Consider the following 21,170-nt stretch of genomic DNA (forward strand, 5'->3'; position numbering starts at 1 on the left):
CCCATGACCGCCGAGCACTTCATCCAGTGGGTGGTGGTGGAGACGGAGCGGGACGCCCTGATCCACTGGTTCCATCCCGGTGAGGAGCCCCGGGCGGTGTTCGCCCTGGCGGAGGGCCAGCAGGCCAAGGCAGTGTACGCCTACTGCAACCTCCACGGTCTGTGGAAAGCGGAAGTCTGAGTTGCCAGTCAAACAGGCGGCGCGGGGAATTCCCCGCGCCGCCGTTTGTTTATGATCCGCCGAAGAGCATGAGCAGCGTCCCGTACACCACACCGGCGCCGGTGCCGAACACGATCACCGGACCGGCCACCTGGAACATGCGGGAGGCCATACCGGTGACATAGCCCTCGCTTTTGAAGTCGATGGCCGGTGCCGCCACGGCGTTGGCAAAGCCGGTGATGGGCACCAGCGTCCCCGCGCCGCCGAAGCGGGCCAGCTTCTGATACAGGTTCAGCCCGGTAAAGAGGGCCGACAAAAATACCAGCGTACAGGACGTGGCCGTGCCGGCATCCTCCCGGCTCAGGCCGCCGGACGCCATCCACGCCGTCTGGATGGCCTGCCCGATTACACAAATCCCGCCGCCCACCAAAAAGGCCAGGGCCGTGTCCCGGACGATGGGGGACTTGGCCGCCTTTTTCTTCACATAAGCCTGGTACTCCTGAGGGGATAGATCCATAACCGCTTCACACTCCTTCATCTGTCTGCTATGATTTCCCGGCACCGGCAAAGTATGCACAGCAAAAAAGGAACGCCCACAGGCGTTCCTTTTTTGTTCGATTCAGCGCTCCAGCAGACGGCGCAGCGTCTCCAGCATCTCGCCGCCCCGCTCCTGCCGTGCCTTGGCGGTGGGGTTGCCCTCCAGAATACGCAGCGAGCGGCGGTATACCTTCTCGCCCCGGCTGCGGATGGATGCCTCCCAGCGGTGCAGGCGGGAAATGCTCTCGTCCAGCTCCGCCCGGCGGGTATCCCGGACTGCATCGCTTTCGCCGGCGCTCTCCAGGTTTTTGCGGGCCGTCTCCAGAACCTCCGCAATGTTGGCCAGGGCCTGGAGCTTGGCCTCCGTCCGGCGATGAATCCGCTCCTGGGCGGCCTCCCGGCGGCGCAGCTTGCGGGCCCGGTGGGCCTGACGCTGCTCGGCCAGCTCCGACTCGATGCGGTTTTCCAGCTCCAGCTTTTCCACCTCGGTGCGCTCCCGGAAGCGGCGCAGATCATCCCCGGCAAAGGCCGCGGCCACCTCCGCCCGGCGAGCCAGCCGCCGCAGCTCCTCGTTCTCCTCGGTCAGGCGGGTAAGCATCTCCCGCAGATCCAGCGCCTCCTGGACGGAGCGCACCACGTCCACCGTAAAGGCCACGGTCAGCGCCAGCGCCGCCGGGTCTACCAGGAAGGAGGGCACATCCGCCAGCAGACGGGCCACCGGGGGATGGATAAAACGTACCAGCAGCACAGAGAAAAAGCCCCAGGCAACGGAACTGGACAGGCAGATATAGCCGTTGAGATTGAACTTATGATGGGTGTAGTCCCAATAGCGCACGCCGAACAGCCGCTCCATGACGGCGCCGGTGACATACTCCAGCGCCGTGGCTGCCGCAAGGCCCAGCAGGTAGACCAGCCACAGATGGTTTGCCGCCGGCAGCGTTACAAACAAAATCAAAATGGCGCCGGAGCCATAAATGGGCAGCAGAGGGCCGTGGAGAAACCCCCGGTTGACCCACCTGCGCTGGCACAAGGAGACATAGCAGCTCTCCCATACCCAGCCGCAGAAGCAGTAGAAAAAGAACAGCAAAACCCACTGTCCCGTGGTGTAAATATGCATGAATTCCTCGTTTCCAGATGATTACTCCGCCGCGCCCTGCTTTTCATCCAGCACGCTGACCCGGATCTCCAGCACCCGGCGCCGGTCCGCCCGGGTGACCGTCACATCCAGGCCGTCCGCCTGGAAGTGGTCGCCGGTCTTGGGCAGGCGGCCCAGCTGCTCGATGACCCAGCCGGAGACGGTACTGGCGTCGCAGTCTCCCCGGATGGAGAACAGGTCGTAAAGGTCGCTCAGATCCGCGGAGCAGGCGATCAGGTAGCTGCCGTCGGACTGCTTGCGGATCTGCTCGACCACCTCGTCGTGCTCATCCCAGATCTCGCCCACCAGCTCCTCGATGATATCCTCCATGGTGACGATGCCCTCGGTGCCGCCGTATTCGTCCACCACCACCGCCATGTGGGATTTTTCCAGCTGCAGTGTCCTGAGAAGCTGGTCCACCCGGGTGTTGGGGGTGGTGTAGTGAATGGGGCCGATACACCCGGCCAGGTCTGTCTGACCCCGGTAGCGGGCAGCATAAAAATCCTTTTCATGGACCACGCCCATAATGTCGTCCAGATTGTTCTGATACACCGGCAGGCGGGAGTAGCCGCTCTCGGCGAACACGGCCCCCACCTCATCCATGGTGGCGTCCCGGGCCACAGCGGCAATCTCCACCCGAGGCGTGAGGATATCGCCCACCTCCAGGTCTCCGAACTCGATGGCCGAGCGGATCAGCTCGCTCTCGTGCTCATCCAGTCCGCCCTCGTTCTCTGCCTCGGACACCATGGTAATGAGTTCCTCTTCCGTGATGCCCGGGTCCTCCGCGGTGCGGATGATGCGGCTGAGCAGCCGCTTCCACTGGGAGAAGAGGAAGTTCAGCGGCGTCAGCACAGCCAGCAGCAGCCGCAGCAGCGGCGCAGAGGCCATGGCAAACGCCTCCGGGTTCTCCTTGGCGATGGACTTGGGGGAGATCTCACCGAAAATCAGCACCGTTACTGTCAGCACCACGGTGGACACCGTGGGACCGTAGCCCTGGCCCACCAGATCGGTGAAGAGCACCGTGCCCACAGTGGTGGCGGTGATATTGACGATGTTGTTGCCGATGAGGATGGTGGAGAGCAGCCGGTCATAGTCCTCCGCCAGCCGCAGCGTCAGCGCCGCCCGGCTGTCCCCGTTGTCCGCCCGGCTTTTGAGGCGGATCTTGTTGAGGCTGGAAAAGGCGGTCTCGGTGGCAGAAAAATAGGCTGACATGGCAATCAGCAGCACAATGGCGATTATTTGGGCAATACTGGAACTGTCCATGGGGGAAATCATCACTCCTCAATCATATACAGGTTACATTCAGGTTTCTTTCCGGCGGAAGCGCGAAAAAGGGCAGCCTCACCCCTTGGCGGAGTCAGACTGTCCCTGCAATTCGATATATGTATGGGCGGGCAACGGAGGTTCGTCCACGAAATTTCACGATTCCTTCCCTGGCCAAGCGGCCGATCATTATGTTATAGCATACCATAGCTTTTGCAAAAATGCAACGGGGCATTTGCAAAAAGGGGAGCCGGCGCTCTTGCGCCGGCTCCCGGAGCTATTACATGAGGTTATAGAGGATCTTGGCCATCTGGCCCCGGGTGATGTTGGCGGAGGGGCGGAACGAGCCGTCCGTATAGCCGCCGATGATGCCCTGGGCCGCCATGGTCTGGATGTAGTAGGCGGCGTAGCCGGGGATGGAGCCTGCGTCCGTGAACGACAGATCCACGGTGGCATAGCCCTTTTCCTGGGTACGGCCGATCATGGTGGCCGCCTGGGCCCGGGTCAGGCTGGCGCCGGGATTGAAGTACAGCTTCCCGTCGGCGCCGGTGGTGCCGTTGATGATACCCTCGCTGTACAGTGCCCGTACGGCGGGAACGGCGTAATCCGGGATGGATGCCAAATCCGCAAAGGGCATGGCCCCATCGGCGTAGTCGCTCTCATTGAGGCCCAGGTACCGGTAGAGCATCACGGCAAACTGCGCCCGGGAGATGTTCTGGTTGGGCCGGAAAGAGCCGTCGGCATAGCCGGTGGTGATGCCGGCGTTATAGAGGTAATCCACATAGGTGGCACCCCAGTAGCCGTCGATGTCGGTGAACTTGTGGCCCACGCCGTAGGCCGCCACATCCACGGAGGCCCGGCCGATGTGGCCGGAGGCGTCCCGTGCCGTGATGGTCACCCGCATGGCCTCGTGGCTCTCGCCGGGGCCGGGCAGGGCCAGGGTGACCTTGCCGGTGGAGGCGTTATAGGTAAAGTCCATGGGCGTACCGTTGTAGGAGACGGTCACGGAGGACTTGGGCAGATAGCCGTCGGTGGCATCCTTGACCGTGGCGGTCACCTGCCAGCCGGTGGAGTCCAGCGCGGCGGTGACCGTGGGCACGTCGCTGTCCACCATGCCGGCATAGGAGGCCACCATCTGATCGATATAGATGGTACCGGTGCTGTTGGGATAGGTAATGGTCTGCCAGCCCATCTCATCGGTGCTGTACTGAGGAACGCCGGTCAGCCGCAGACCCGTCACCGTCACGGCGCCGGTAGGCAGCTGGACGGAGATCTGGCGCCAGCCGGTGAAGTCCAGCACCGCCGCCGGAGTCTCCACTTCCTCGCCGCCGTTGGAGGTAAGGACGGAGAGGGTATTGCCGGAGCCGTCACCATAGACCCAGAAGTTCAGAGTGGAGTAGGCACTGGAGAAGGTCTTGTAGGCCGCCAGGGTGGCGGTGCCGTCGCTCTGGAGGGTGTAGTCGATCCGGCCGGAGCCGCGGCCCATGCGGACGTGGTCGGCGTCGGTGGCCTGGGTCATGGACATGCCGCTGCCGGTATCGGTGAACTTGGTATAGAGGTCGGACGCCTCAAAGTCCTCCAGGGTGGACAGGGCGATCTTGCTGACCGTCACCTGTACCGCGGCAGTCTTGCCGCCGGCGGAGACGGTGATGGTGCCGGTGCCCGGCGTGGTGGCCGTAAAGACACCGGTGGAGCTGATGGTGCCGATATCACCGCTGACAGACCAGGTGAAGGCCTCCGGGTCCGCCTTGAGGGGCAGGTGCCGGTACACGGCGGAGGCGGTGAGGGTGGCAGAGGAACCGGGCGCCACGCTGACGGACGAGACGGCGCTGCCGCCGTTTTTCACCGTGATGGAGTCAGGCGTCTCAATGGCATGGACCGTGGTGGAGCCGCTCTTGCCCCGGTGCTCGGCGGTGACCGTGATATCGCAGGCGTATTTGGGGGTGGTCAGCACATTGCCGTCCAGCACTCCGTCATCGGCGGAGAGTTCAAAGCTCTGGTCCGCCATGGGGATGTAGTTGGTATCCACAGCGGAGGCGGAGATGTTAGCCTTGCTGCCGGCGAGCACATACTGATTGTCCGCCTGGACATAGAAGTGGTCCAGCTCGTCGGAGGGCTCGCTGGTGGCCACCAGGAAGATCTGGTTGCTGACGGAGCGCTCGCTGCCGCCGGAGGGGCTGTTGACCGTCTTTGCAGCGGTGGAGTCCGGCTCGGTGACCGTCATGGTGGTGGAGCCGCCGCCGTCCAGGCACAGCGCCGTCACGCAGCCCAGCTCAATGAGCCGCTGGGCCACCTGGGTCATGGTGGCGCCGATGGAGTAGCCGCTCTGGCGGCCGTCGATGGTGTAGAACACCAGCGTGCCGTCGGCCTTCTGGCCCACGGCGGTGCGGGGCTCGGCGCCGGCGGGCAGGCCGGACACCACGGCGCCGTTTTCCACCAGGGAATAGAGGGCACCCAGGGCATACTGCACGTCGTTCCACGCCTCGCTGGAGGCGGTGGCGGTCAGGGTGATGGTGGAGCCCACGGGGATTCTCCGCAGGGCGTCCACATAGTAGCTGTTGGACTGGGCGTTGGCGGAGAGCACCACCTGATTTTCCCCGATGGGCGTGGCAGCGGAAGTCTCCCGCACCTCGTCCACCGTGACCACCAGCGGCTCATTGAGCCCCAACGTGCCCTGCTGGATGGTGCACAGCACGTCCACGCCGGCCTCCGTGGTGCCGGTGGTGTGCTTGGCGTTGAAATCATAGGTATAGAGATAGATGCCGCCGGTAGACACACGGGCCTTGTTGACGCCGGCCAGCTGGCGGACCACTTCCGTGGAGTAGCCGGAGTCATCCACCACCGCATAGCCCAGATCCGCGGAGACCTTGATGGCGGGCTTGCCCATGACGGCGGTGCCGTCAGAGCGGAAGCCGATGGCATAGTAGCCGCCGTCGCTGCTGCGGATCTGGCCCCCGGTCATCACCAGGCCGATGGGAAGGCCGGTGCCGAAGTTGAAGAAGTCGCCGTTCATGCCGGCCACCACCCGGTAGCCCTGGCTCTCCAGGGTCTTGGCGGCGGTAGAGATGGTGTTGCAGGCGGTGAGCACGCTGCCGTATGTAACCACCGGTGTGACGGACTCGTTGGGTGTGTAGGTAATCAGGTTTTCTGTCCGCAGATCGGAGTAGCTGCTGCTCCAGAATACATTGGTGGACAGCTGCGTTTGCTCATTGAGCAGCGTGTCCTGAAAGAGAAGATCCTCTCCCAGGGCCTCCGACGCGGCGGCGCTGAGTCCCATGGAACAGGCCAGGGCCGCTGCAAGGCACATGGACAGAGTACGGCGCAGGATTTTTTTCATGACAAGCCTCCAAGCAGATTCCGTGTATGGTAAACATAATATCTAACAGGATAGCACATCCCGCCGGCAAAGTAAACGGAAAAGCGAAAACAATTCCTGCCAGTCCATACCGTTTTTTCTTTCCAGACGGATTCCCGGGAAAAAAGTTCCCCGGAGCGGACACTCTTGTCAAACCGGGCCGTCCATATTACAATGGACCCATCAAGATCAAGGAGGCGCGTCCATGGAACAGATGCAGTATGTGTGTCCCAAGTGCGGCTGCCAGCACTATGAGCACGACCAATTCCAGGCCACCGGCGGCAACTTTGCCAAGCTCTTCGACATTCAGAACAAGCGGTTTATCACCGTCTCGTGCGCCAAGTGCGGCTACACGGAACTCTACCGTGCCGCCGGGGACACCGGAATGGACATTCTGGACTTCCTGCTGGGCGGCTGAGAGAGGCGGTGCAGAAATGAAGGTACAGGTAGACGCCAAACGCTGCATCGGCTGCGGGATGTGCGCGGCGGCAGTGCCGGGGGTCTTTGCCGTGGAAGGCGGCGTATCCGTGGTGCGTGCCCAGCCGGAGGGGGCCCAGGAGCGCCGGGTCTTCGACGCGGCCAACGGCTGCCCCGTGAATGCCATTTCCATCACCCGGTAACGCACAGGGCAAGGAAAAGCGGAGGAGACTTTTGTCTCCTCCGCTTTTTGTGCTCACAGCTCCACCCGGAAGTCCCCCCGGGCAGCGGCCTCCGCCCGGCGGCGTTTGTCCTGGGCCAGGGCGTCCAGCATGCCGCCGATGATCTGATTGGACACCAAAAAGCCCTTGGGCGTCAGGTGCCAGCGGCCCTCCTCTTCGCAGGCGTAGCCGTTTTGGCGGCACTGCTCCAGGAAAGGGAGGAAGCAGGAAAACCGCCGGCGGAACCGCCGCTCGAACTCTCTGGGGTCCAGTCCCCGGCTCAGCCGCAGTCCCAGCATGATCCACTCCGTATCCCGCTCCAGCGGCGGAATCTGCTCGCTCTCGGAGAGCATGGGGGCGCCCGTCTGCACGCCGCGGATATACCCGTCCAGGTCCCGGGCATAGGCGTAGCGCACGCCGCCGAAGTCCGAGTGGGCGCCGGGGCCGAACCCGGCGTACTCGTCCAGATTCCAGTATTTGAGATTGTGCCGGGACTCCTTCCCGGCCCGGGCGAAATTGGAGATCTCGTACTGGGCGTAGCCCATCTGCTCCAGAAACTCCACTGTGTAGAGGTACATGTCCGCCTGGGCGTCATCGCCGGGAAGGGTGAATGCCTCCCGCTGCCGGAAAAGGGGCGTGCCCTCCTCCACCTTGAGCCCGTAACAGCTCAGGTGCTCCGGCCCCAGAGCCACAGCAGCGGAGAGGTTCTCCTGCCACCGCTCCAGGGACTGCTCCGGCAGCCCGTAAATAAGGTCCAGGGAGAGGTTTTTGATCCCCGCCCGGCGCACGGCCTCCACCGCCGCGGCCGTCTGGGCCTGGGTATGCACCCGGCCGATCCGGGCAAGCTCCTCGTCACAGGCGGACTGCATGCCCAGCGACACCCGGTTCACGCCGGCTCGCCGCAGGGCGCGCAGGGCTTTCCAGTCTCCGGCGGAGTCGGGGTTCGCCTCCAGGGTAATCTCCGCGTCCTTGGCCACACGGTACTTTTTATGGATGGTCTTGAGGATCTTCCCCAGACGGGCCGGCCCCAGATAGCTGGGGGTACCGCCGCCGAAATACACCGTATCCACCATATGTCCGGCGGCAAAGGGGGCCGTCTCCGTCAGGTGGGCGCACACGGCGGCAGTGTAGTCGTCCATGCGCGATTCCTGGTGGGGCAGGGAGTAGAAGTCGCAGTAGATGCACTTTTGCTTGCAGAAGGGGACATGGATATACAGCCCCAAAGGTTTTCTCTCAGCCTTCATTGGATCTCCTTTCCGGACACACTTCCCGGCAGTTCGGGGAAGTCAAGGATTTTGCGGATGCTCAGGCCGTAGATCACCGCGCTGACCAGCGGCCCCAGAATATCGGACACGGGTTCGGCGTAAAAGACGCTCCTGGCGCCGAAGGCCGCCGGCAGGGCAAACAGCGCCACAAAATACACCGCCTTGCGGAAGGCGGAAATGGGCAGGGAAAGCTGCACCAGGCCCATGCCGGTGACGCCGTCCACCAGGGCGTACTGGAGGCCCAGGGGAATGATGGCCAGGGTGCAGACCTTGATGGCGTCGAATGCCTCCGCGGCCAGAGCGGCATCACCGGTGAACAGGCGCACGAACAGGGGACCCGCCAGACGGGCCAGCAGGAACAGGATCGTCACATAGCCGATGCACATGAGGATGATGTACTTTTCCGCCTGGAGGATGCGCTGGCGGTTCCGGGCGCCGTAGTTGAAGGCCAGAATGGTCTGGGTGCCGGCGGAGATGCCGCCCAGGGGCATGGTCACCACCAGCATGAAGCTCTGGGCGATGGTGGCGCAGGTGATGAGCCGGTCGCCCATCTGCGCCCCACCGTAGCGCTGGAGCACGGCGTTCATGGCGATAATCATCACGTTGTCCACGGCGATAATCAAAAAGGGCGTCAGACCCGTCAGCAAAATCCGGCCCATAAGCCGGAGCCGGTAGCCGCCGAAGCTGATGGGGATGACGGCCCGGGGGCCGAAGAGGAAATGGAGCACGTACACACAGCTCATCATCTGAGAGACCACCGTGGCCAGCGCCGCGCCCTCCACGCCCATGCCCAGGCCGAACATGAACACCGGGTCCAGCACGATGTTCACCACCGCCCCCAGCATGACGGAGATCATGCCCTTTTTGGCAAAGCCCTGGCAGATAATGAACTGGTTCATCCCCAGAGACAGCAGGTTGAAGACGGTGCCGGCCAGATAGACGGTAAAGTAGGCCTTGGCGTAGGGGAGGGTGACGGAGCTTGCCCCGAAGGCCAGCAGCATGGGCTCCCGCAGGGCGAAAGCGGCCCCGGTCAGCACCGCGGCGCACACGCACAGCATCAAAAAGCTGTTGGAGAGGATGCGCCGTGCCTCCTCCGTTTTGCCCGCGCCCATGCGGATGCTCATCAGCGGTGCGCCGCCTACGCCCACCAGCGAGGCAAAGGCGCCCATCATGGTCACCACCGGGCCGCAGACCCCCACGCCTGCCAGGGCCACGTCGCCGATGAGGGGCAGATTGCTGATGTAAATGCGGTCAACGATGCTGTAGAGCACGCTGACGAACTGAGCCAGCATGCTGGGGATGGCCACCCGCACCACCAGCGGACGGATGGGGTCGGTGCCCAGGTTATTTTCCAGTTTCATGGTTTTCTCTCCGGTATCACACACAAAAATCAGAGGCCGTCCCCGCGGACGGCCCCCTCATTATAATACGAAACAGCGGCTTTGCAACCCCCAGTTTTCCCCGCCCTACACGCCGGCAAGGTCGAAGTCCGGGGTGTACTCCTCCTTTGCGGAGGTGCGCTCCTGGGTATAGCCGTCGGTGATGCCGCAGTTTTCCATATACGCCACCGCCGCCCGGTACTCTGCCGCCGTCACATGGCGGGCGAGGTTTCCCTCGGCGCCGGGCTGTGGCGTATACTGGCTCATGAGGGAAAAGAGTACCTCTCCGGGGGCAAAGTGCTCCGCTATCCAGTCGATGCACCGGCGGGTGTTTTCCAGCTCCCCGGGCAGCAGCAGATGGCGGATGAGGACGCCCCGTGTCAGCCGGCCGTTCTCCATCACATAGGGCCCCGTTTGGCGGTACATCTCCAAAATTGCCTCCGAGGCGCGGTCAAAGTAGTCCGCCGCGCCGGAGTACCTCCGTGCCGCGTCCGGGAGGGCATACTTGAAGTCCGGCAGGTACACCTGTACCTTGCCCTCCAAAAGGCGGATGGTCTCCGCCTTTTCATAGCCGCCGCAGTTCCACACCACCGGCACCGGCCATGTTTCATCCCCCAGAGCCTCCAGAATGGCCGGGGTGAACTGGGTAGGCGTCACCAGGTCGATGCAGGCGGCCCCCCGGTCGATGAGCTCGCGGAAGATCTGCCGCAGGCGCTCCACAGAAATGGGTTTTCCAAACCCCTCCCGGGACAGCACACCGTTTTGGCAGAAACAGCAGCGCAGGTTGCACCCGGAGAAGAACACGCACCCGGCACCGTGTTCGCCCACCAGGCACGGCTCCTCCCACAGATGGAGCATGGCCTTGGCCACCACCGGCGCGGCGGGCTGGCCGCACACGCCGCCCGCCTTGGTTTCCGTCCGTTCCGCCCGGCACTCCCGGGGACACAGGGTACAGATCATGGCTCGTCCACCCGGAAATCCGGCCCCAGGTCGCCGGCCATCCAGTGGCGGCGGCAAAGGCCGATGTACTGGTCGTTGGCCCCCAGCACCACCTGCTCGCCCTCCTTGAGCACCTTGCCCGTATGATCGAACCGGGCGTTGAACGTGGCCTTCTTGCCGCACCAGCAGATGGTCTTGACCTCCTCCAGCTTGTCCGCCATCACCAGCAGCGCTTCGCTGCCGGGGAACAGGTCGCCCTTGAAGTCCGCCCGCAGCCCGTAGCACATGACGGGGATATCCAGGTCATCCACCAGGCTCACCAGGTACATGACCTCCTCCCGGGTAAGGAACTGAGCCTCGTCCACGATGACGCAGGCGTTTTGCTGCAGCTCCATGACGCTCATGCTCTGCAGCTCGTCAAAGTAAATGCACGGGTACGTCAGCCCGATCCGGGAGACCACCATGTGGTCCCCGTCCCGGGTGTCCATCCGGGGCTTGACCAGCAGCGCCTTTTGTCCCCGTTCCTCGTAGTTGAACCGGGCCATCAGGGCGTTGGCCGTCTTGCTGGAGCCCATGGCCCCATATTTAAAGTATAGCTGTGCCATGAATCAGTTTTCTCCCTCGTGTTGGTTTTCCTGCGCCTCGCCGCGCAGAATGTCATTGTCCCATGTCTCCTCCGGCTCGGGAAGGTCTGCCACCAGCTTGCGGCAGTTCCCGCAGGTCCAGGCGATCTTGTAGTCGCACCAGAAGGTGCCGTCTCCCCGGATGTACAGGGCGTCTTCCGCCAGCCGCAAAGCGCCGGGGCGCTGGCGCACTAAGCGGACGTAATCCCGCCCGCCGCACAGGTACCCCACCTCCATCTCCTTGCCGCACCAGGGGCAGGGGATGGGCGCGGGCGGTGTCTCTCTCCGGGCCTTTTTCTCCTTGCGCGCCTCGTTCCAGGCCCGCAGCTCATCCAGAAGGCTCCCGGCATCCGTTTCCTTCTCCGTCTCTTCCTCCCGGAAGGCGGGGCGTCGCTTGTCCGGGTCCATGTCCCAGGGGTCTTCACTTTTTTTCCAAAAGGCCACGGTCATTCCTCCTTGCCGCGTCCGGTCTGGTCCACATGCCGGTCAAACCCCTCGCCGGTGCGCCGGGGCAGAAAGGAAATGGGCTCCGGCGTGGGCCCGCCATGATAGTATCGCCACAGCCACAGCAGGCACCACCCCAGCTTTCGCAGCAGCAGCGCCAAAAGGGCAATGAGCGCCAGGTTAAGAAGCTCCATGACCGTCCTCCCCGTCATCGTCCACTTCCTCGTAGTCCACGGTGTACACCGGCCCGTCAAAGTCCGGCTCTTTGGACTGCGAAGCGCCTCCGCCGCCCCGCCGGGACCGCCGCCACAAATAGATCACCACGGCAATCACCAGGATGGGCACCGCCAGGCGCACCAGTATCATGAAAATCCCCAGCAGCATCCGAAAAATGCCCAGGGGAAGGCCGATCAGCCATCCCATTGCAAATGCTCCTTCCCTTCGTTGCAGACCCAGCCCACAGCGGGCGGGTACGTCTTCTTTTCAAATCGGGGATCGATTCCCCAGGCGGCGGCAATGTCCAGCACATCTTCCTCTCCCGGCCCGCGCGCCGCCGCTTCCCCGGGCGGCAGGGCAAAGGCGTCGAATCCCAGCGCCTGTTCTTCCGGCGTCAGGGCACCCACGTTCCAGGTCACCGCTCCGTCCTCCTGGCAGTATGCCCGCACGCACCGCCCCGCCTCATATCGTGCCCAGCAGTAGGAAGAGGACACCCGGTGGCTGGCAAAATACTGCACTCCGGGAAACTGCGCCGCCAGGGCCTCCAGCGCCTTTCGCCGGTATGCCAGGGAGAAAAGGTCCCCGCCGATCACCAGCACAAAGCCGTCCAGCGGCGGGGAGAAAAACAGCCCCCCACCGCTTTGGGCACAGCAGGAAAGTCCCGTCTTCCAGTTTGCCGGTGTCAATTGCCGGCAGTGCATGGCACCGGCCGCCTCTTGGGGATCGCCGCACCGCACCGCCAGCCAGGCAGTCTTATAGCCAAAGGGACCCGGCGTGTCCGGCTTTGGGGAAAGCTCCGCCGGTGCCTGCCCGGACGGGTCAATTGCTTTCTCCCTGTCGGCCGCCCGACGCTCCGCATTGCGAAGCATCCTCCATCCTCCCGCCCCCATCATCACCAGCAATGCCGCCAGGAGCAGCAGGAACAAGGCGTCCTCCACGTTCATTTTGTCTCCTCCAGCAGCGTCAGCGCCTGAGCATAGTACCGTTCAAAGGCCGAGGGCACGGCCCGCTGTCCCAGCTCCGCCGCGTCCAACCACGCCCAGTCCGCCGGTCCCTGGCCTGCGACCTCCAGAATGTAGCCGCTCATGCGCCATTCCACATGGGTGAAGATGTGCTTGGCATTCAAACGGCTGCGCCAGTTCTTCACCGTCAGGCCCCAGGCCTCCGCCGCCATACCGGCAGCAGCTTCATCCAAAACACCCTCCACGTTGGGAAATTCCCACAATCCCGCCAGAAGGCCCTCCGCCGGGCGTTTCCGCAGGGCCACCCGGCCCTGCCGCAGCAGCAAAAATACCGTTTTCTCCTCCACCCGGCGGGGCTTTTTCGCTGCCTTTACCGGCAGCTGCGCCGCCGTGCCCCGCTGCCGGCCCAGGCACAGCTCCGCCGCCGGGCAGAGCATGCACGCAGGTTCCCCCGCCGGAGCGCACACGGTGGCGCCCAGCTCCATGAGGGCCTGGTTGAAAACGCGCACGTCCGCCTCCGCCACAGGCATGGCGGCGCGCACCGCCTCCGCAGCCGCGCGCTTTACCGCCGGGGAGGTGATGTCCCCGTGGTCGTCCGCAATCCGTGACGTCACCCGCAGCACATTGCCGTCCACCGCCGGTTCCCGGCGGCCAAAAGCCGCCGAGGCAACCGCCCCGGCGGTATAATCTCCGATGCCCGGCAGAGCCCTGAGTCCTGCCGGCGTGTCCGGAAAGGCCCCCAGCTCCACAATCTGCTTCGCCGCTTTCTGGAGGTTCCTGGCCCGGCTGTAATAGCCCAGGCCCTCCCAGAGCTTCATCAGCTGCTCCTCCGGCACCGACGCCAGCGCTTCCACCGTAGGCAGCGCCTCCAAAAAACGGGTATAGTACCCCACCACCGCCGCGACCCGGGTCTGCTGGAGCATGATCTCCGATACCCAGATGGCGTAGGGGTCCCGGGTGCGCCGCCAGGGCAAATCCCGGGCGTTTTGACGGTACCAGTGCAAAAGGGGCTCCCGCAGATCCGTGAGAAGCTTTTCCATTGTCAGATTCAGTTCACTCATGGTATGATTATACCATACCCCGGCCCCACTGCCCACCCCCCGGACGCTTTTTTTCATCCCAGGGCTTGACTTTCCCCTTTCTGGAAGGTATATCATCCTCTCAGAAAGGAGGACACGGCCTTGAAAATCAACGAGGTGGAAGCCCTGGTGGGCATCACCAAGAAAAATATCCGCTTCTATGAGTCGGAAGGGCTGCTGTGCCCCCGCCGCAACAGTGAAAACGGCTACCGGGACTACGGCGAAGGCGAGGTGGACACGCTCCGGCGCATCAAGCTTTTGCGCAAGCTGGGCGTACCGCTGGAGGAAATCCGGCAGATGCTCTCCGGCAGCCACACGGTGGGAGACGGCATCCGCCGGCATCTGATCTCCCTGGAGCGGGAGCGCGCCAACCTCCAGGCGGCTATCCGCTTTTGTGCAGCCCTGACGGACTGCCGGGAAAAGCTGTGCTGCCTGGACGCCCGGACACTGCTGGAGCAGATGGAGCGGATGGAGCAGGAGGGAGCCACGTTTATGGACAAGCAGAAAAACGACACAAAGCGGCGCCGCTATATTGCGCCGGTGGTGGTGTCCTGCCTGACGGCGGTGCTCATGGCCGGCTGTATCTGGCTGATGCTCTGGGCCTATGCGCAGGACCCGGCAGATGCGCCCCCGCTTCCGCTGCTGGCGCTTCTGGTGGCCATTCCCGGCGCAGTGGTGCTGGGCGTGATTCTGGCGCTGATCTGTCGGCTGCGGGAGATTCAAAAAGGAGAAGAAGACGATGCAAAACAGTACTAAATCCGCCCGGCGCAAGGAGGCCATCCGCACCACGGTGCTCTGCGGCGCGGTGCTGATTGTGGCAGCCATTGTCACCATCTGGGCCCAGCGCACTTTCTGGCCCGAGGGAATCCTGGCCCGGATGATGCCCTATATGGCACTTTTGTACATTCTGCTGCTTCCCGCCCTGGGCATCAGCCTGCGGGCCAAGCTGCGGCGGATCGACGAAGAGGAGGAACGCAAACATGAAGCTTCTGACGATTGAGACCATCCCCGGCCAGTCCTTCGAGGCACTGGACACGGTCAAGGGCACGGTGGTATACAGCAAAAACATCGGCCGGGACTTTATGGCCGGCATGAAAACCCTGGTGGGCGGAGAGATCGCCGGCTACACAGAGATGCTCAACGAGGCCCGGCAGATCGCCACCAAGCGCATGGTGGACGCCGCCGAGGCTCTGGAGGCCGACGCAGTCATCGGCCTGCGCTATGCCTCCTCCTCTGTGATGCAGGGCGCCGCGGAGGTCATCGCCTACGGCACGGCGGTGAAATTTCTATGATCCGGGCCACATTTCTGGACCACAGCGGCTTTCTGGTGGAGCTGGAGGACGTGTGCCTGCTCTTCGACTGGTGGAAGGGCTCTCTGCCGCCCCTGCCGGAAAAGCCCCTGGCGGTCTTTGCCAGCCACCGCCATGAGGACCATTTTTCCCCGGCCATCTTCTCTCTGGCGGATGGGACAAGGCCCATCCGGTTCCTGCTGGGGCGGGACATTCACCCCACGGAGAAAAACCGGGCCCGCTGGGGCCTGACCGACGAGACGGCTTCCCTGTGCCGCTTCCTGGGCGGCAATGAGCGGGTGGAGGCGTTTCCCGGCGTGACGGTGGAGACGCTGCCCTCCACCGACGAGGGCGTGGCCTTTGTGGTCAGCGCCTGCGGCTGCACCGTCTACCACGCGGGAGATCTCCACTGGTGGCACTGGGAGGGAGAGGACAAGGCCTGGAACCGGAATATGGAGGTCAACTTCAAGCGCTTTCTTCAGCCCCTGGCCGGACGGCATATCCACCTGGCCATGGTGCCCCTGGACCCCCGTCTGGAAGGAGCCAGCGACTGGGGCCTTCAGTATTTTCTGGAGCTGACGGACACCCAGACGGTGCTGCCCATGCACCAGTGGGGCAACTTCGGCCTGACGGAGCAGTTCTGCGCCCGGCATCCCGATCTGGCACCTCACCTCTGTCCCATCACCGCTCCCGGGCAGAGCTTTACTTTTCCATCCGTGTGAAACAGCGCAAAAACAGCGCCGGGCAAATGCCCGGCGCTGTTTTGTTTTTATTTCAGGAGGAGGCTCCGCCCTGAAGCGGCAGCAGCCATCCGCCCTCCTGGGGCGGAGTGTCTGTGGCCGTCAACTCCACGGCAAAGTCCGTGTCGGCAGCGGCCTGACTGACCCGGTCGGCCAGGGATGCAGCGTCGGCCGCAGAGGCGGCAGCGTAGATTCGGTCCACCCGGGGCGCCACCTGAGCCAGCGTCAGCCCGGACGAAGCGTCGCTGCCCTGGGTAATCACCTGGGCGGGCAGCTCCACCGACAGCGTCACGTCATAGGGGGCCAGAGCCGCCTGCATCTCGTCCAGGAACGCGGCCAGATTCTCCTCCAGGGCCGTGTCGCCGTAGGCGATCTTGTTCAGCTTGCCCTCCGTGGGATAGCTCACATCCGTCAGCAGAATCTCGTCAAAGCCCATGTCCGCCAGCTCCTTGGCCAGCGAGCAAAGATACTGCCGTGCGGCGGGCTTGGCGGGGTCCAGCCACTGGCTGTTGTTCCCGTCGTAGAAAATATAGCCGCCGGTATTCTTCAGTCCCATGCCCTCCACGTCGCTGTTGGCGGCAATGGGATCGTGGAAGCAGGACAGCCGGGCAATGGCATGGGTATCCGAACCCAGCAGGGCTGTCAGAGCGCCGGCCGTGCCCGATTGAGTGTGCACCGCACCGCTGACGGCGGAGGCACTGTCATAGTACACATGGCCGGCAGCATCCTTCATGGTTACCGCCACCGCGTTGCACTCGTGCCCCGTGTAGGTGCCGCCTGTCAGCATGGCCGCATCCCAGCCGGTCAGCGGCGTATCCGCCACCTCCATGGCCCGGACAGCCTGTGCGGGTGTCTCCTGAATCACCAGGTTCACGTTCTCCTGCTCCTGGGGCTGCTCCTGCTGAACATCCTCTTCCGGCAAAGACAGGTGGGGCCTGCCGCTCTCGTCATAGACCAAATAGTCTTGCAGCCGGATAAAGATCACCGAGGCCACGATCACCAGTATCAAAACGACCGCCAGTGCGATCTTGCCCTTGGAGCCCCGTCCCCGGTAGCTTCTGTATCCTCTTGCGCCTGCCATGCGCTCACCTCGCTTTACCGCAGTGCCGAATTCTTATCCCTCCAGCGCCATGATCTTGTTGACCCGGCGCTCGTGACGGCCGCCCTCAAACTCCGTGGACAAAAAGACCTCCACCATGCGCTCGGCCATGTTCTTGCCGGTGAAGCCCGCGCCGATGGCCATCATGTTGGCGTCGTTGTGACGGCGGGTCATCTCTGCCTGGAGGCAGTCGGCGCAGTGGGCGCAGCGGATGCCCTTGACCTTGTTTGCGGCAATGGAGATGCCGATGCCGGTGGTGCAGATAACGATGCCCCGGTCGCACTTGCCCTCCGCCACGGCCCGGGCAGCGGCAGCGCCGAAGTCGGGATAGTCACAGCTCTCGGTGGAATAACAGCCGAAGTCCTCATAGGTATGGCCCAGCTTGTCCAGTACGCCCTTGACAAACTCCTTGAGCTCATAGCCGCCGTGGTCACAGCCTAACGCGATCTTCATGGTGAAAGCCCTCCTGTTTTTCATGATTTTGCAGGGATATTATATGCCCGCAGGCCGAAAAAAGTCAATCAGAGTTCATGCCACTGGGGCTTGCCTGCCTCGAAGGTGCAAAAACGCTTGAAGCCGCAGGACTTGAGCAGCGCCTGCCCGCTGCGGATGGCGCAGCCCACATAGGCGGGCGCGTGGGCGTCGGAGCCCAGGGTGATGATCTCGCCGCCCATGGAGCGGTAGAGCCGCAGCCACTTCTCATCCGGCAGGGGCGTATGTCCCCGGTTGGTGTTGAGCTCGATGCCGCAGCCGTTTTGGATCAGGGCGCGGAAAATGTCCTCGATCTCGCTGCCGAAAGCGTCAAACGATACATCCAGCCCCCGCTTTTCCCGGAAATACCGCAGCGGCAGCGTCAGGTGGCCCAGCACGGAGAACTTTCCCCACTTGGCCATGGCATACACGGACTCCAGATAGTCGGCAATGGCACGGCTCGCCGCGGCCTCGTCGGCCGGCGCGTAAACGCTCAGATCCCATGTCTCGTAGTTCCGGGAGAGCATATGGACGGAGCCGATGACAAAATCCAGCTGCGGTGCCGCAGCCATCATCTGTTCCGTGCGGGCGAAATCCCAGAACGCGTCGCCCAACTCTATGCCCAGGCGCATGCGGATGGTATCGCCCACCGTGTCCCGGGCCTGGCGGGACTCCTCCGTCAGCGCCTGCCAGTCATACGGCGCCACGGGAGGGCGGTGGGGCAGCCACTCCACCGGCTCCACATGATCCGTCAGGCAAATTTCATTCATACCCGCCGCCGCGGCCGCCCGGGCCATATCCGCCATGGGCGAGCCGGCGTCCGGCGACATGCGGGAGTGGGTATGATAATCAGCAAGATACATACCGCGCCTCACTTCTTGAACTTCTTGAAAAATTTCTTATGTTCTTCGTAATTTCCCTCGCCGAGGGTGGCGGCAAACTTCTTCAGCGCCTCTTTCTGCTCCCGGTTGAGGTTGCGGGGCGTTTCGATATAGACGGTCACATACTGGTCGCCCCGGCCCCGGCCGTTGATGGAGGGGATGCCCTTGCCCTTGAGGCGGAAGGTAGTGCCGGACTGGGTACCCTCGGGCAGGGTATACTTCACCTTGCCGTCAATGGTGGGGATCTCCAGCTCCGCGCCCAGTACCGCCTGGGTGAAGGTGATGGGCGCCTCGCACAGCACGCTGGTGCCCTCCCGGCGGAACAGCTCGTGGGGCCGCACGGTGATGGTAATGAGCAGGTCGCCGGCGGGGCCGCCGTTCTTGCCGGCGTTGCCCTGGCCCCGGATGGAAATGGTCTGTCCGTTGTCGATGCCGGCGGGGATGCTGGCCTTGATGGTCTTGCGCTTGCGGACGGCGCCGCTGCCCCGGCAGTCCGGGCAGGGCTGGTGAATGATACGGCCCTTGCCGCCGCACTTGGGGCAGGGGGAGGACGTGGCAAACACGCCCATGGGGGTCTGGCGCCGCACCTGAACGGTGCCGGTGCCGTGGCAGTCCGGGCAGATCTCCGGCGTGGTGCCGGCGGCGCAGCCGGTACCGTGACAGGTTTCGCACTGCTCCATCCGATCCACGGTCACGGCCTTCTCACAGCCGAACGCCGCCTCCTCAAAGCTGATGGCCAGCGACATGCGGATGCTCTCGCCCCGCTGGGGAGCGTTGGGATTGGTGCGCCGTCCGCCGCCGAAGCCGCCGCCGAAGAAGCTGCCGAAAATATCGCCCAGGTCGCCGAAGTCAAAGCCTCCGTCGAACCCACCGCCGCCTCCGGCGCCGAAGTTGGGGTCCACGCCTGCGTGGCCGTACTGGTCGTAGCGGGCCTTCTTGTCGGGGTTGGAGAGCACCTCGTAGGCCTCGTTGACCTCCTTGAACTTCTCCTCGGCCTCCTTGTCACCGGGATTCAGATCCGGGTGATACTTCCGGGCCATTTTTTTGTAGGCCTTCTTAATCTCATCCTCCGAGGCTCCCCGGCCTACGCCCAGAACCTCGTAGTAGTCTCGTTTCTGTTCTGCCATAGATTCAAACTCCTCGTCGTGTGGTGGTCAAAAACGCCACATAAGGGACAGGCGTTCCCCTGTCCCTTATGGCGTTATCAATGGCGCTTACTTGTTCTGGTCATCGTCGTCCACAACCTTGTAGTCAGCGTCGTAGTACTGACCGCCGGCGGCACCGCCCTGGGCGGAGGCATCGGGACCGCTCTGGGCGCCGCCCGCCTGGGCACCACCCTGGGGGTTGGCCTGCTGATAGAGCTTCTCACTGACGGCGTAGAACGCCTGGGTCAGCTCCTCGGTAGCGGCCTTGATGGCAGCGGTATCCTGGCCTTTCAGGGTCTCCTTGAGCTTGTCGATACCGGCCTGGACCTTGTTCTTGTCGTCTGCGGGGATCTTGTCGCCCATCTCGGAGAGGGTCTTCTCGCTCTGGTAGACCATCTGGTCGGCCTGGTTGCGGACCTCGACCTCTTCCTTGAGCTTCTTGTCCTGAGCCGCATACTGCTCGGCTTCCTTCACGGCCTTCTCGATGTCCTCCTTGGACATGTTGGAGGAGGAGGTGATGGTGATGTGCTGCTCCTTGCCGGTGCCCAGATCCTTGGCGGAGACATTGACGATGCCGTTGGCGTCGATGTCGAAGGTCACCTCGATCTGAGGTACACCGCGGCGAGCCGGGGCAATGCCGTCCAGATGGAAGCGGCCCAGGGACTTGTTGGCAGCAGCCATCTCACGCTCGCCCTGGAGGACGTTGACCTCCACGCTGGTCTGGTTATCGGCGGCGGTGGAGAAGATCTGGCTCTTCTTCACGGGGATGGTGGTGTTGCGGTCGATGAGCTTGGTGAACACACCGCCCATGGTCTCAATGCCCAGGGACAGAGGCGTCACGTCCAGCAGCAGCAATCCCTTCACGTCGCCGGTGAGGACGCCGGCCTGGAGGGCAGCGCCCATGGCCACGCACTCATCGGGGTTGATGCCCTTGAAGGGCTCGGAGCCGGTGAAGTTCTTCACAGCCTCCTGCACGGCGGGGATCCGGCTGGAGCCGCCCACCAGCAGCACCTTGGAAAGGTCGCGGGGCTGCAGGCCGGCGTCGGACATAGCCTGACGCACGGGGCCCATGGTGGCCTCCACCAGGTGCGCGGTCAGCTCGTTGAACTTGGCCCGGGTGAGGGTCACGTCCAGGTGCTTGGGGCCGTTGGCATCGGCAGTGATATAGGGCAGGTTAATGTTGGAGGTGGTCACGCCGGAGAGCTCGATCTTGGCCTTCTCGGCAGCTTCCTTCAGACGCTGCATAGCGACGCGGTCGGTGGAAAGATCCACGCCGTCGGTGCGCTTGAACTCGCTGACCAGATACTTCATGATGCACTCATCAAAGTCGTCGCCGCCCAGGCGGTTGTTGCCGGCGGTAGCCAGCACCTCGATGACGCCGTCGTCAATGTCCAGAATGGACACATCGAACGTACCGCCGCCCAGGTCGTAGACCATGATCTTCTGGGCCTGCTCCTTATCCACGCCGTAGGCCAGAGCCGCGGCGGTGGGCTCGTTGATGATCCGCTTGACATCCAGGCCCGCGATCTTGCCGGCGTCCTTGGTGGCCTG

Annotated in this window: 25 protein-coding genes; 7 read left to right on the plus strand and 18 right to left on the minus strand. The window is 63.5% G+C overall.

Going from position 1 to position 21,170, the window contains the following annotated elements; all coding sequences use genetic code 11:
• Nucleotides 1-180, plus strand: a 180-nt coding sequence (locus tag QZS13_RS07670) for a desulfoferrodoxin family protein (protein WP_295587577.1), incomplete at its 5' end; no start/stop codon positions are given.
• A gap of 49 nt (nt 181-229) precedes the next feature.
• Here QZS13_RS07670 and spoVAC read toward each other — a convergent pair.
• The 4 genes from spoVAC to QZS13_RS07690 all read right to left on the minus strand — a co-directional run bounded on the left by spoVAC (nt 230) and on the right by QZS13_RS07690 (nt 6,431).
• Nucleotides 230-676 carry a stage V sporulation protein AC gene (spoVAC, locus tag QZS13_RS07675; protein ID WP_295587579.1) on the minus strand — a complete coding sequence of 149 codons (447 nt, stop codon included), beginning with the start codon at nt 674-676 and terminating at the stop codon, nt 230-232.
• A 102-nt stretch (nt 677-778) separates the two neighbouring features.
• Entirely contained in the window at nt 779-1,813 is a 1,035-nt protein-coding gene (locus QZS13_RS07680) for a putative ABC transporter permease (RefSeq protein ID WP_295587581.1), read from the minus strand.
• A gap of 21 nt (nt 1,814-1,834) precedes the next feature.
• Nucleotides 1,835-3,094 (minus strand): HlyC/CorC family transporter, encoded by a 1,260-nt coding sequence (locus tag QZS13_RS07685; RefSeq protein WP_295587583.1) that lies wholly within the window; start codon nt 3,092-3,094, stop codon nt 1,835-1,837.
• Between the two features lie 280 nt (nt 3,095-3,374).
• Nucleotides 3,375-6,431 (minus strand): S-layer homology domain-containing protein, encoded by a 3,057-nt coding sequence (locus QZS13_RS07690; RefSeq protein ID WP_295587585.1) that lies wholly within the window; start codon nt 6,429-6,431, stop codon nt 3,375-3,377.
• A 223-nt stretch (nt 6,432-6,654) separates the two neighbouring features.
• On the opposite strand from QZS13_RS07690, the gene QZS13_RS07695 reads away from it, so the two are divergent.
• Both QZS13_RS07695 and QZS13_RS07700 read left to right on the plus strand, forming a co-directional pair.
• Nucleotides 6,655-6,867, plus strand: coding sequence for a zinc ribbon domain-containing protein (locus tag QZS13_RS07695; protein ID WP_295587587.1), 213 nt, complete (start codon nt 6,655-6,657; stop codon nt 6,865-6,867).
• A 16-nt stretch (nt 6,868-6,883) separates the two neighbouring features.
• Nucleotides 6,884-7,069, plus strand: coding sequence for a ferredoxin (locus QZS13_RS07700; protein ID WP_295587589.1), 186 nt, complete (start codon nt 6,884-6,886; stop codon nt 7,067-7,069).
• 53 nt (nt 7,070-7,122) lie between these two features.
• Here QZS13_RS07700 and hemW read toward each other — a convergent pair whose 3' ends face one another.
• The 9 genes from hemW to mutY all read right to left on the minus strand — a co-directional run bounded on the left by hemW (nt 7,123) and on the right by mutY (nt 13,976).
• The gene (gene hemW / locus QZS13_RS07705; protein WP_295587591.1) at nt 7,123-8,331 is read right to left on the minus strand and encodes a radical SAM family heme chaperone HemW; all 1,209 of its coding nucleotides are present in this window, start codon (nt 8,329-8,331) and stop codon (nt 7,123-7,125) included.
• Entirely contained in the window at nt 8,328-9,713 is a 1,386-nt protein-coding gene (locus tag QZS13_RS07710; protein ID WP_295587593.1) for an MATE family efflux transporter, read from the minus strand. Before QZS13_RS07710 ends, hemW begins: the two co-directional genes overlap by 4 nt.
• A gap of 105 nt (nt 9,714-9,818) precedes the next feature.
• Nucleotides 9,819-10,691, minus strand: a complete 873-nt coding sequence (locus tag QZS13_RS07715) for a radical SAM protein (RefSeq protein ID WP_295587596.1) — start codon at nt 10,689-10,691, stop codon at nt 9,819-9,821.
• Nucleotides 10,688-11,275 carry a thymidine kinase gene (locus QZS13_RS07720; RefSeq protein ID WP_295587598.1) on the minus strand — a complete coding sequence of 196 codons (588 nt, stop codon included), beginning with the start codon at nt 11,273-11,275 and terminating at the stop codon, nt 10,688-10,690. Before QZS13_RS07720 ends, QZS13_RS07715 begins: the two co-directional genes overlap by 4 nt.
• Nucleotides 11,276-11,278: 3 nt before the next feature.
• Nucleotides 11,279-11,737, minus strand: a complete 459-nt coding sequence (locus tag QZS13_RS07725; protein WP_295587600.1) for a PF20097 family protein — start codon at nt 11,735-11,737, stop codon at nt 11,279-11,281.
• Between the two features lie 2 nt (nt 11,738-11,739).
• Nucleotides 11,740-11,931 (minus strand): hypothetical protein, encoded by a 192-nt coding sequence (locus QZS13_RS07730; RefSeq protein ID WP_295587602.1) that lies wholly within the window; start codon nt 11,929-11,931, stop codon nt 11,740-11,742.
• Nucleotides 11,918-12,160 (minus strand): hypothetical protein, encoded by a 243-nt coding sequence (locus QZS13_RS07735; protein WP_295587604.1) that lies wholly within the window; start codon nt 12,158-12,160, stop codon nt 11,918-11,920. The genes QZS13_RS07730 and QZS13_RS07735 overlap by 14 nt, the downstream gene beginning before the upstream one ends.
• Nucleotides 12,148-12,897: a hypothetical protein gene (locus tag QZS13_RS07740; RefSeq protein WP_295587606.1), complete on the minus strand. Its 750-nt coding sequence runs from the start codon at nt 12,895-12,897 to the stop codon at nt 12,148-12,150. Before QZS13_RS07740 ends, QZS13_RS07735 begins: the two co-directional genes overlap by 13 nt.
• On the minus strand, nt 12,894-13,976 hold the full coding sequence (gene mutY / locus QZS13_RS07745; protein WP_295587608.1) for an A/G-specific adenine glycosylase: 1,083 nt from the start codon (nt 13,974-13,976) through the stop codon (nt 12,894-12,896). The genes QZS13_RS07740 and mutY overlap by 4 nt, the downstream gene beginning before the upstream one ends.
• Before the next feature lie 120 nt (nt 13,977-14,096).
• On the opposite strand from mutY, the gene QZS13_RS07750 reads away from it, so the two are divergent.
• The 4 genes from QZS13_RS07750 to QZS13_RS07765 are packed head-to-tail and all read left to right on the plus strand — an operon-like array spanning nt 14,097 to nt 16,005.
• On the plus strand, nt 14,097-14,750 hold the full coding sequence (locus tag QZS13_RS07750; protein ID WP_295587610.1) for a MerR family transcriptional regulator: 654 nt from the start codon (nt 14,097-14,099) through the stop codon (nt 14,748-14,750).
• Entirely contained in the window at nt 14,734-14,994 is a 261-nt protein-coding gene (locus QZS13_RS07755) for a hypothetical protein (protein WP_295587612.1), read from the plus strand. Before QZS13_RS07750 ends, QZS13_RS07755 begins: the two co-directional genes overlap by 17 nt.
• Nucleotides 14,975-15,286 carry a YbjQ family protein gene (locus tag QZS13_RS07760; RefSeq protein WP_295587614.1) on the plus strand — a complete coding sequence of 104 codons (312 nt, stop codon included), beginning with the start codon at nt 14,975-14,977 and terminating at the stop codon, nt 15,284-15,286. Before QZS13_RS07755 ends, QZS13_RS07760 begins: the two co-directional genes overlap by 20 nt.
• A complete protein-coding gene (locus QZS13_RS07765; RefSeq protein WP_295587616.1) occupies nt 15,283-16,005 on the plus strand; it encodes an MBL fold metallo-hydrolase in 723 nt (240 codons plus the stop codon). Before QZS13_RS07760 ends, QZS13_RS07765 begins: the two co-directional genes overlap by 4 nt.
• Before the next feature lie 52 nt (nt 16,006-16,057).
• On the opposite strand, the gene QZS13_RS07770 is transcribed toward QZS13_RS07765, so the two are convergent.
• The 5 genes from QZS13_RS07770 to dnaK all read right to left on the minus strand — a co-directional run.
• Complete coding sequence (locus QZS13_RS07770; RefSeq protein ID WP_295587617.1) at nt 16,058-17,104, minus strand: putative glycoside hydrolase; 1,047 nt, start codon at nt 17,102-17,104, stop codon at nt 16,058-16,060.
• A 33-nt stretch (nt 17,105-17,137) separates the two neighbouring features.
• Complete coding sequence (rpiB, locus tag QZS13_RS07775; RefSeq protein ID WP_295587619.1) at nt 17,138-17,575, minus strand: ribose 5-phosphate isomerase B; 438 nt, start codon at nt 17,573-17,575, stop codon at nt 17,138-17,140.
• Nucleotides 17,576-17,643: 68 nt separating this feature from the next.
• Entirely contained in the window at nt 17,644-18,456 is an 813-nt protein-coding gene (locus QZS13_RS07780) for a histidinol-phosphatase HisJ family protein (RefSeq protein ID WP_295587622.1), read from the minus strand.
• An 8-nt stretch (nt 18,457-18,464) separates the two neighbouring features.
• Entirely contained in the window at nt 18,465-19,601 is a 1,137-nt protein-coding gene (gene dnaJ, locus QZS13_RS07785) for a molecular chaperone DnaJ (protein WP_295587624.1), read from the minus strand.
• Between the two features lie 87 nt (nt 19,602-19,688).
• The coding region (gene dnaK / locus QZS13_RS07790; protein ID WP_295587626.1) for a molecular chaperone DnaK at nt 19,689-21,170 on the minus strand (1,482 nt) is incomplete at its 5' end.

The organism is uncultured Oscillibacter sp. (assembly GCF_900546705.1).
GTDB lineage: Bacteria > Bacillota > Clostridia > Oscillospirales > Oscillospiraceae > Oscillibacter.

What these genes read in the sequence shown, in the direction of transcription:
- spoVAC (WP_295587579.1), bottom strand. Translation starts at nt 676, where the DNA reads ATGGATCTATCCCCTCAGGAGTACCAGGCTTATGTGAAGAAAAAGGCG.
- QZS13_RS07680 (WP_295587581.1), bottom strand. Translation starts at nt 1,813, where the DNA reads ATGCATATTTACACCACGGGACAGTGGGTTTTGCTGTTCTTTTTCTAC.
- QZS13_RS07685 (WP_295587583.1), bottom strand. Translation starts at nt 3,094, where the DNA reads ATGGACAGTTCCAGTATTGCCCAAATAATCGCCATTGTGCTGCTGATT.
- QZS13_RS07690 (WP_295587585.1), bottom strand. Translation starts at nt 6,431, where the DNA reads ATGAAAAAAATCCTGCGCCGTACTCTGTCCATGTGCCTTGCAGCGGCC.
- QZS13_RS07695 (WP_295587587.1), top strand. Translation starts at nt 6,655, where the DNA reads ATGGAACAGATGCAGTATGTGTGTCCCAAGTGCGGCTGCCAGCACTAT.
- QZS13_RS07700 (WP_295587589.1), top strand. Translation starts at nt 6,884, where the DNA reads ATGAAGGTACAGGTAGACGCCAAACGCTGCATCGGCTGCGGGATGTGC.
- hemW (WP_295587591.1), bottom strand. Translation starts at nt 8,331, where the DNA reads ATGAAGGCTGAGAGAAAACCTTTGGGGCTGTATATCCATGTCCCCTTC.
- QZS13_RS07710 (WP_295587593.1), bottom strand. Translation starts at nt 9,713, where the DNA reads ATGAAACTGGAAAATAACCTGGGCACCGACCCCATCCGTCCGCTGGTG.
- QZS13_RS07715 (WP_295587596.1), bottom strand. Translation starts at nt 10,691, where the DNA reads ATGATCTGTACCCTGTGTCCCCGGGAGTGCCGGGCGGAACGGACGGAA.
- QZS13_RS07720 (WP_295587598.1), bottom strand. Translation starts at nt 11,275, where the DNA reads ATGGCACAGCTATACTTTAAATATGGGGCCATGGGCTCCAGCAAGACG.
- QZS13_RS07730 (WP_295587602.1), bottom strand. Translation starts at nt 11,931, where the DNA reads ATGGAGCTTCTTAACCTGGCGCTCATTGCCCTTTTGGCGCTGCTGCTG.
- QZS13_RS07735 (WP_295587604.1), bottom strand. Translation starts at nt 12,160, where the DNA reads ATGGGATGGCTGATCGGCCTTCCCCTGGGCATTTTTCGGATGCTGCTG.
- QZS13_RS07740 (WP_295587606.1), bottom strand. Translation starts at nt 12,897, where the DNA reads ATGAACGTGGAGGACGCCTTGTTCCTGCTGCTCCTGGCGGCATTGCTG.
- mutY (WP_295587608.1), bottom strand. Translation starts at nt 13,976, where the DNA reads ATGAGTGAACTGAATCTGACAATGGAAAAGCTTCTCACGGATCTGCGG.
- QZS13_RS07755 (WP_295587612.1), top strand. Translation starts at nt 14,734, where the DNA reads ATGCAAAACAGTACTAAATCCGCCCGGCGCAAGGAGGCCATCCGCACC.
- QZS13_RS07760 (WP_295587614.1), top strand. Translation starts at nt 14,975, where the DNA reads ATGAAGCTTCTGACGATTGAGACCATCCCCGGCCAGTCCTTCGAGGCA.
- QZS13_RS07765 (WP_295587616.1), top strand. Translation starts at nt 15,283, where the DNA reads ATGATCCGGGCCACATTTCTGGACCACAGCGGCTTTCTGGTGGAGCTG.
- QZS13_RS07770 (WP_295587617.1), bottom strand. Translation starts at nt 17,104, where the DNA reads ATGGCAGGCGCAAGAGGATACAGAAGCTACCGGGGACGGGGCTCCAAG.
- rpiB (WP_295587619.1), bottom strand. Translation starts at nt 17,575, where the DNA reads ATGAAGATCGCGTTAGGCTGTGACCACGGCGGCTATGAGCTCAAGGAG.
- QZS13_RS07780 (WP_295587622.1), bottom strand. Translation starts at nt 18,456, where the DNA reads ATGTATCTTGCTGATTATCATACCCACTCCCGCATGTCGCCGGACGCC.
- dnaJ (WP_295587624.1), bottom strand. Translation starts at nt 19,601, where the DNA reads ATGGCAGAACAGAAACGAGACTACTACGAGGTTCTGGGCGTAGGCCGG.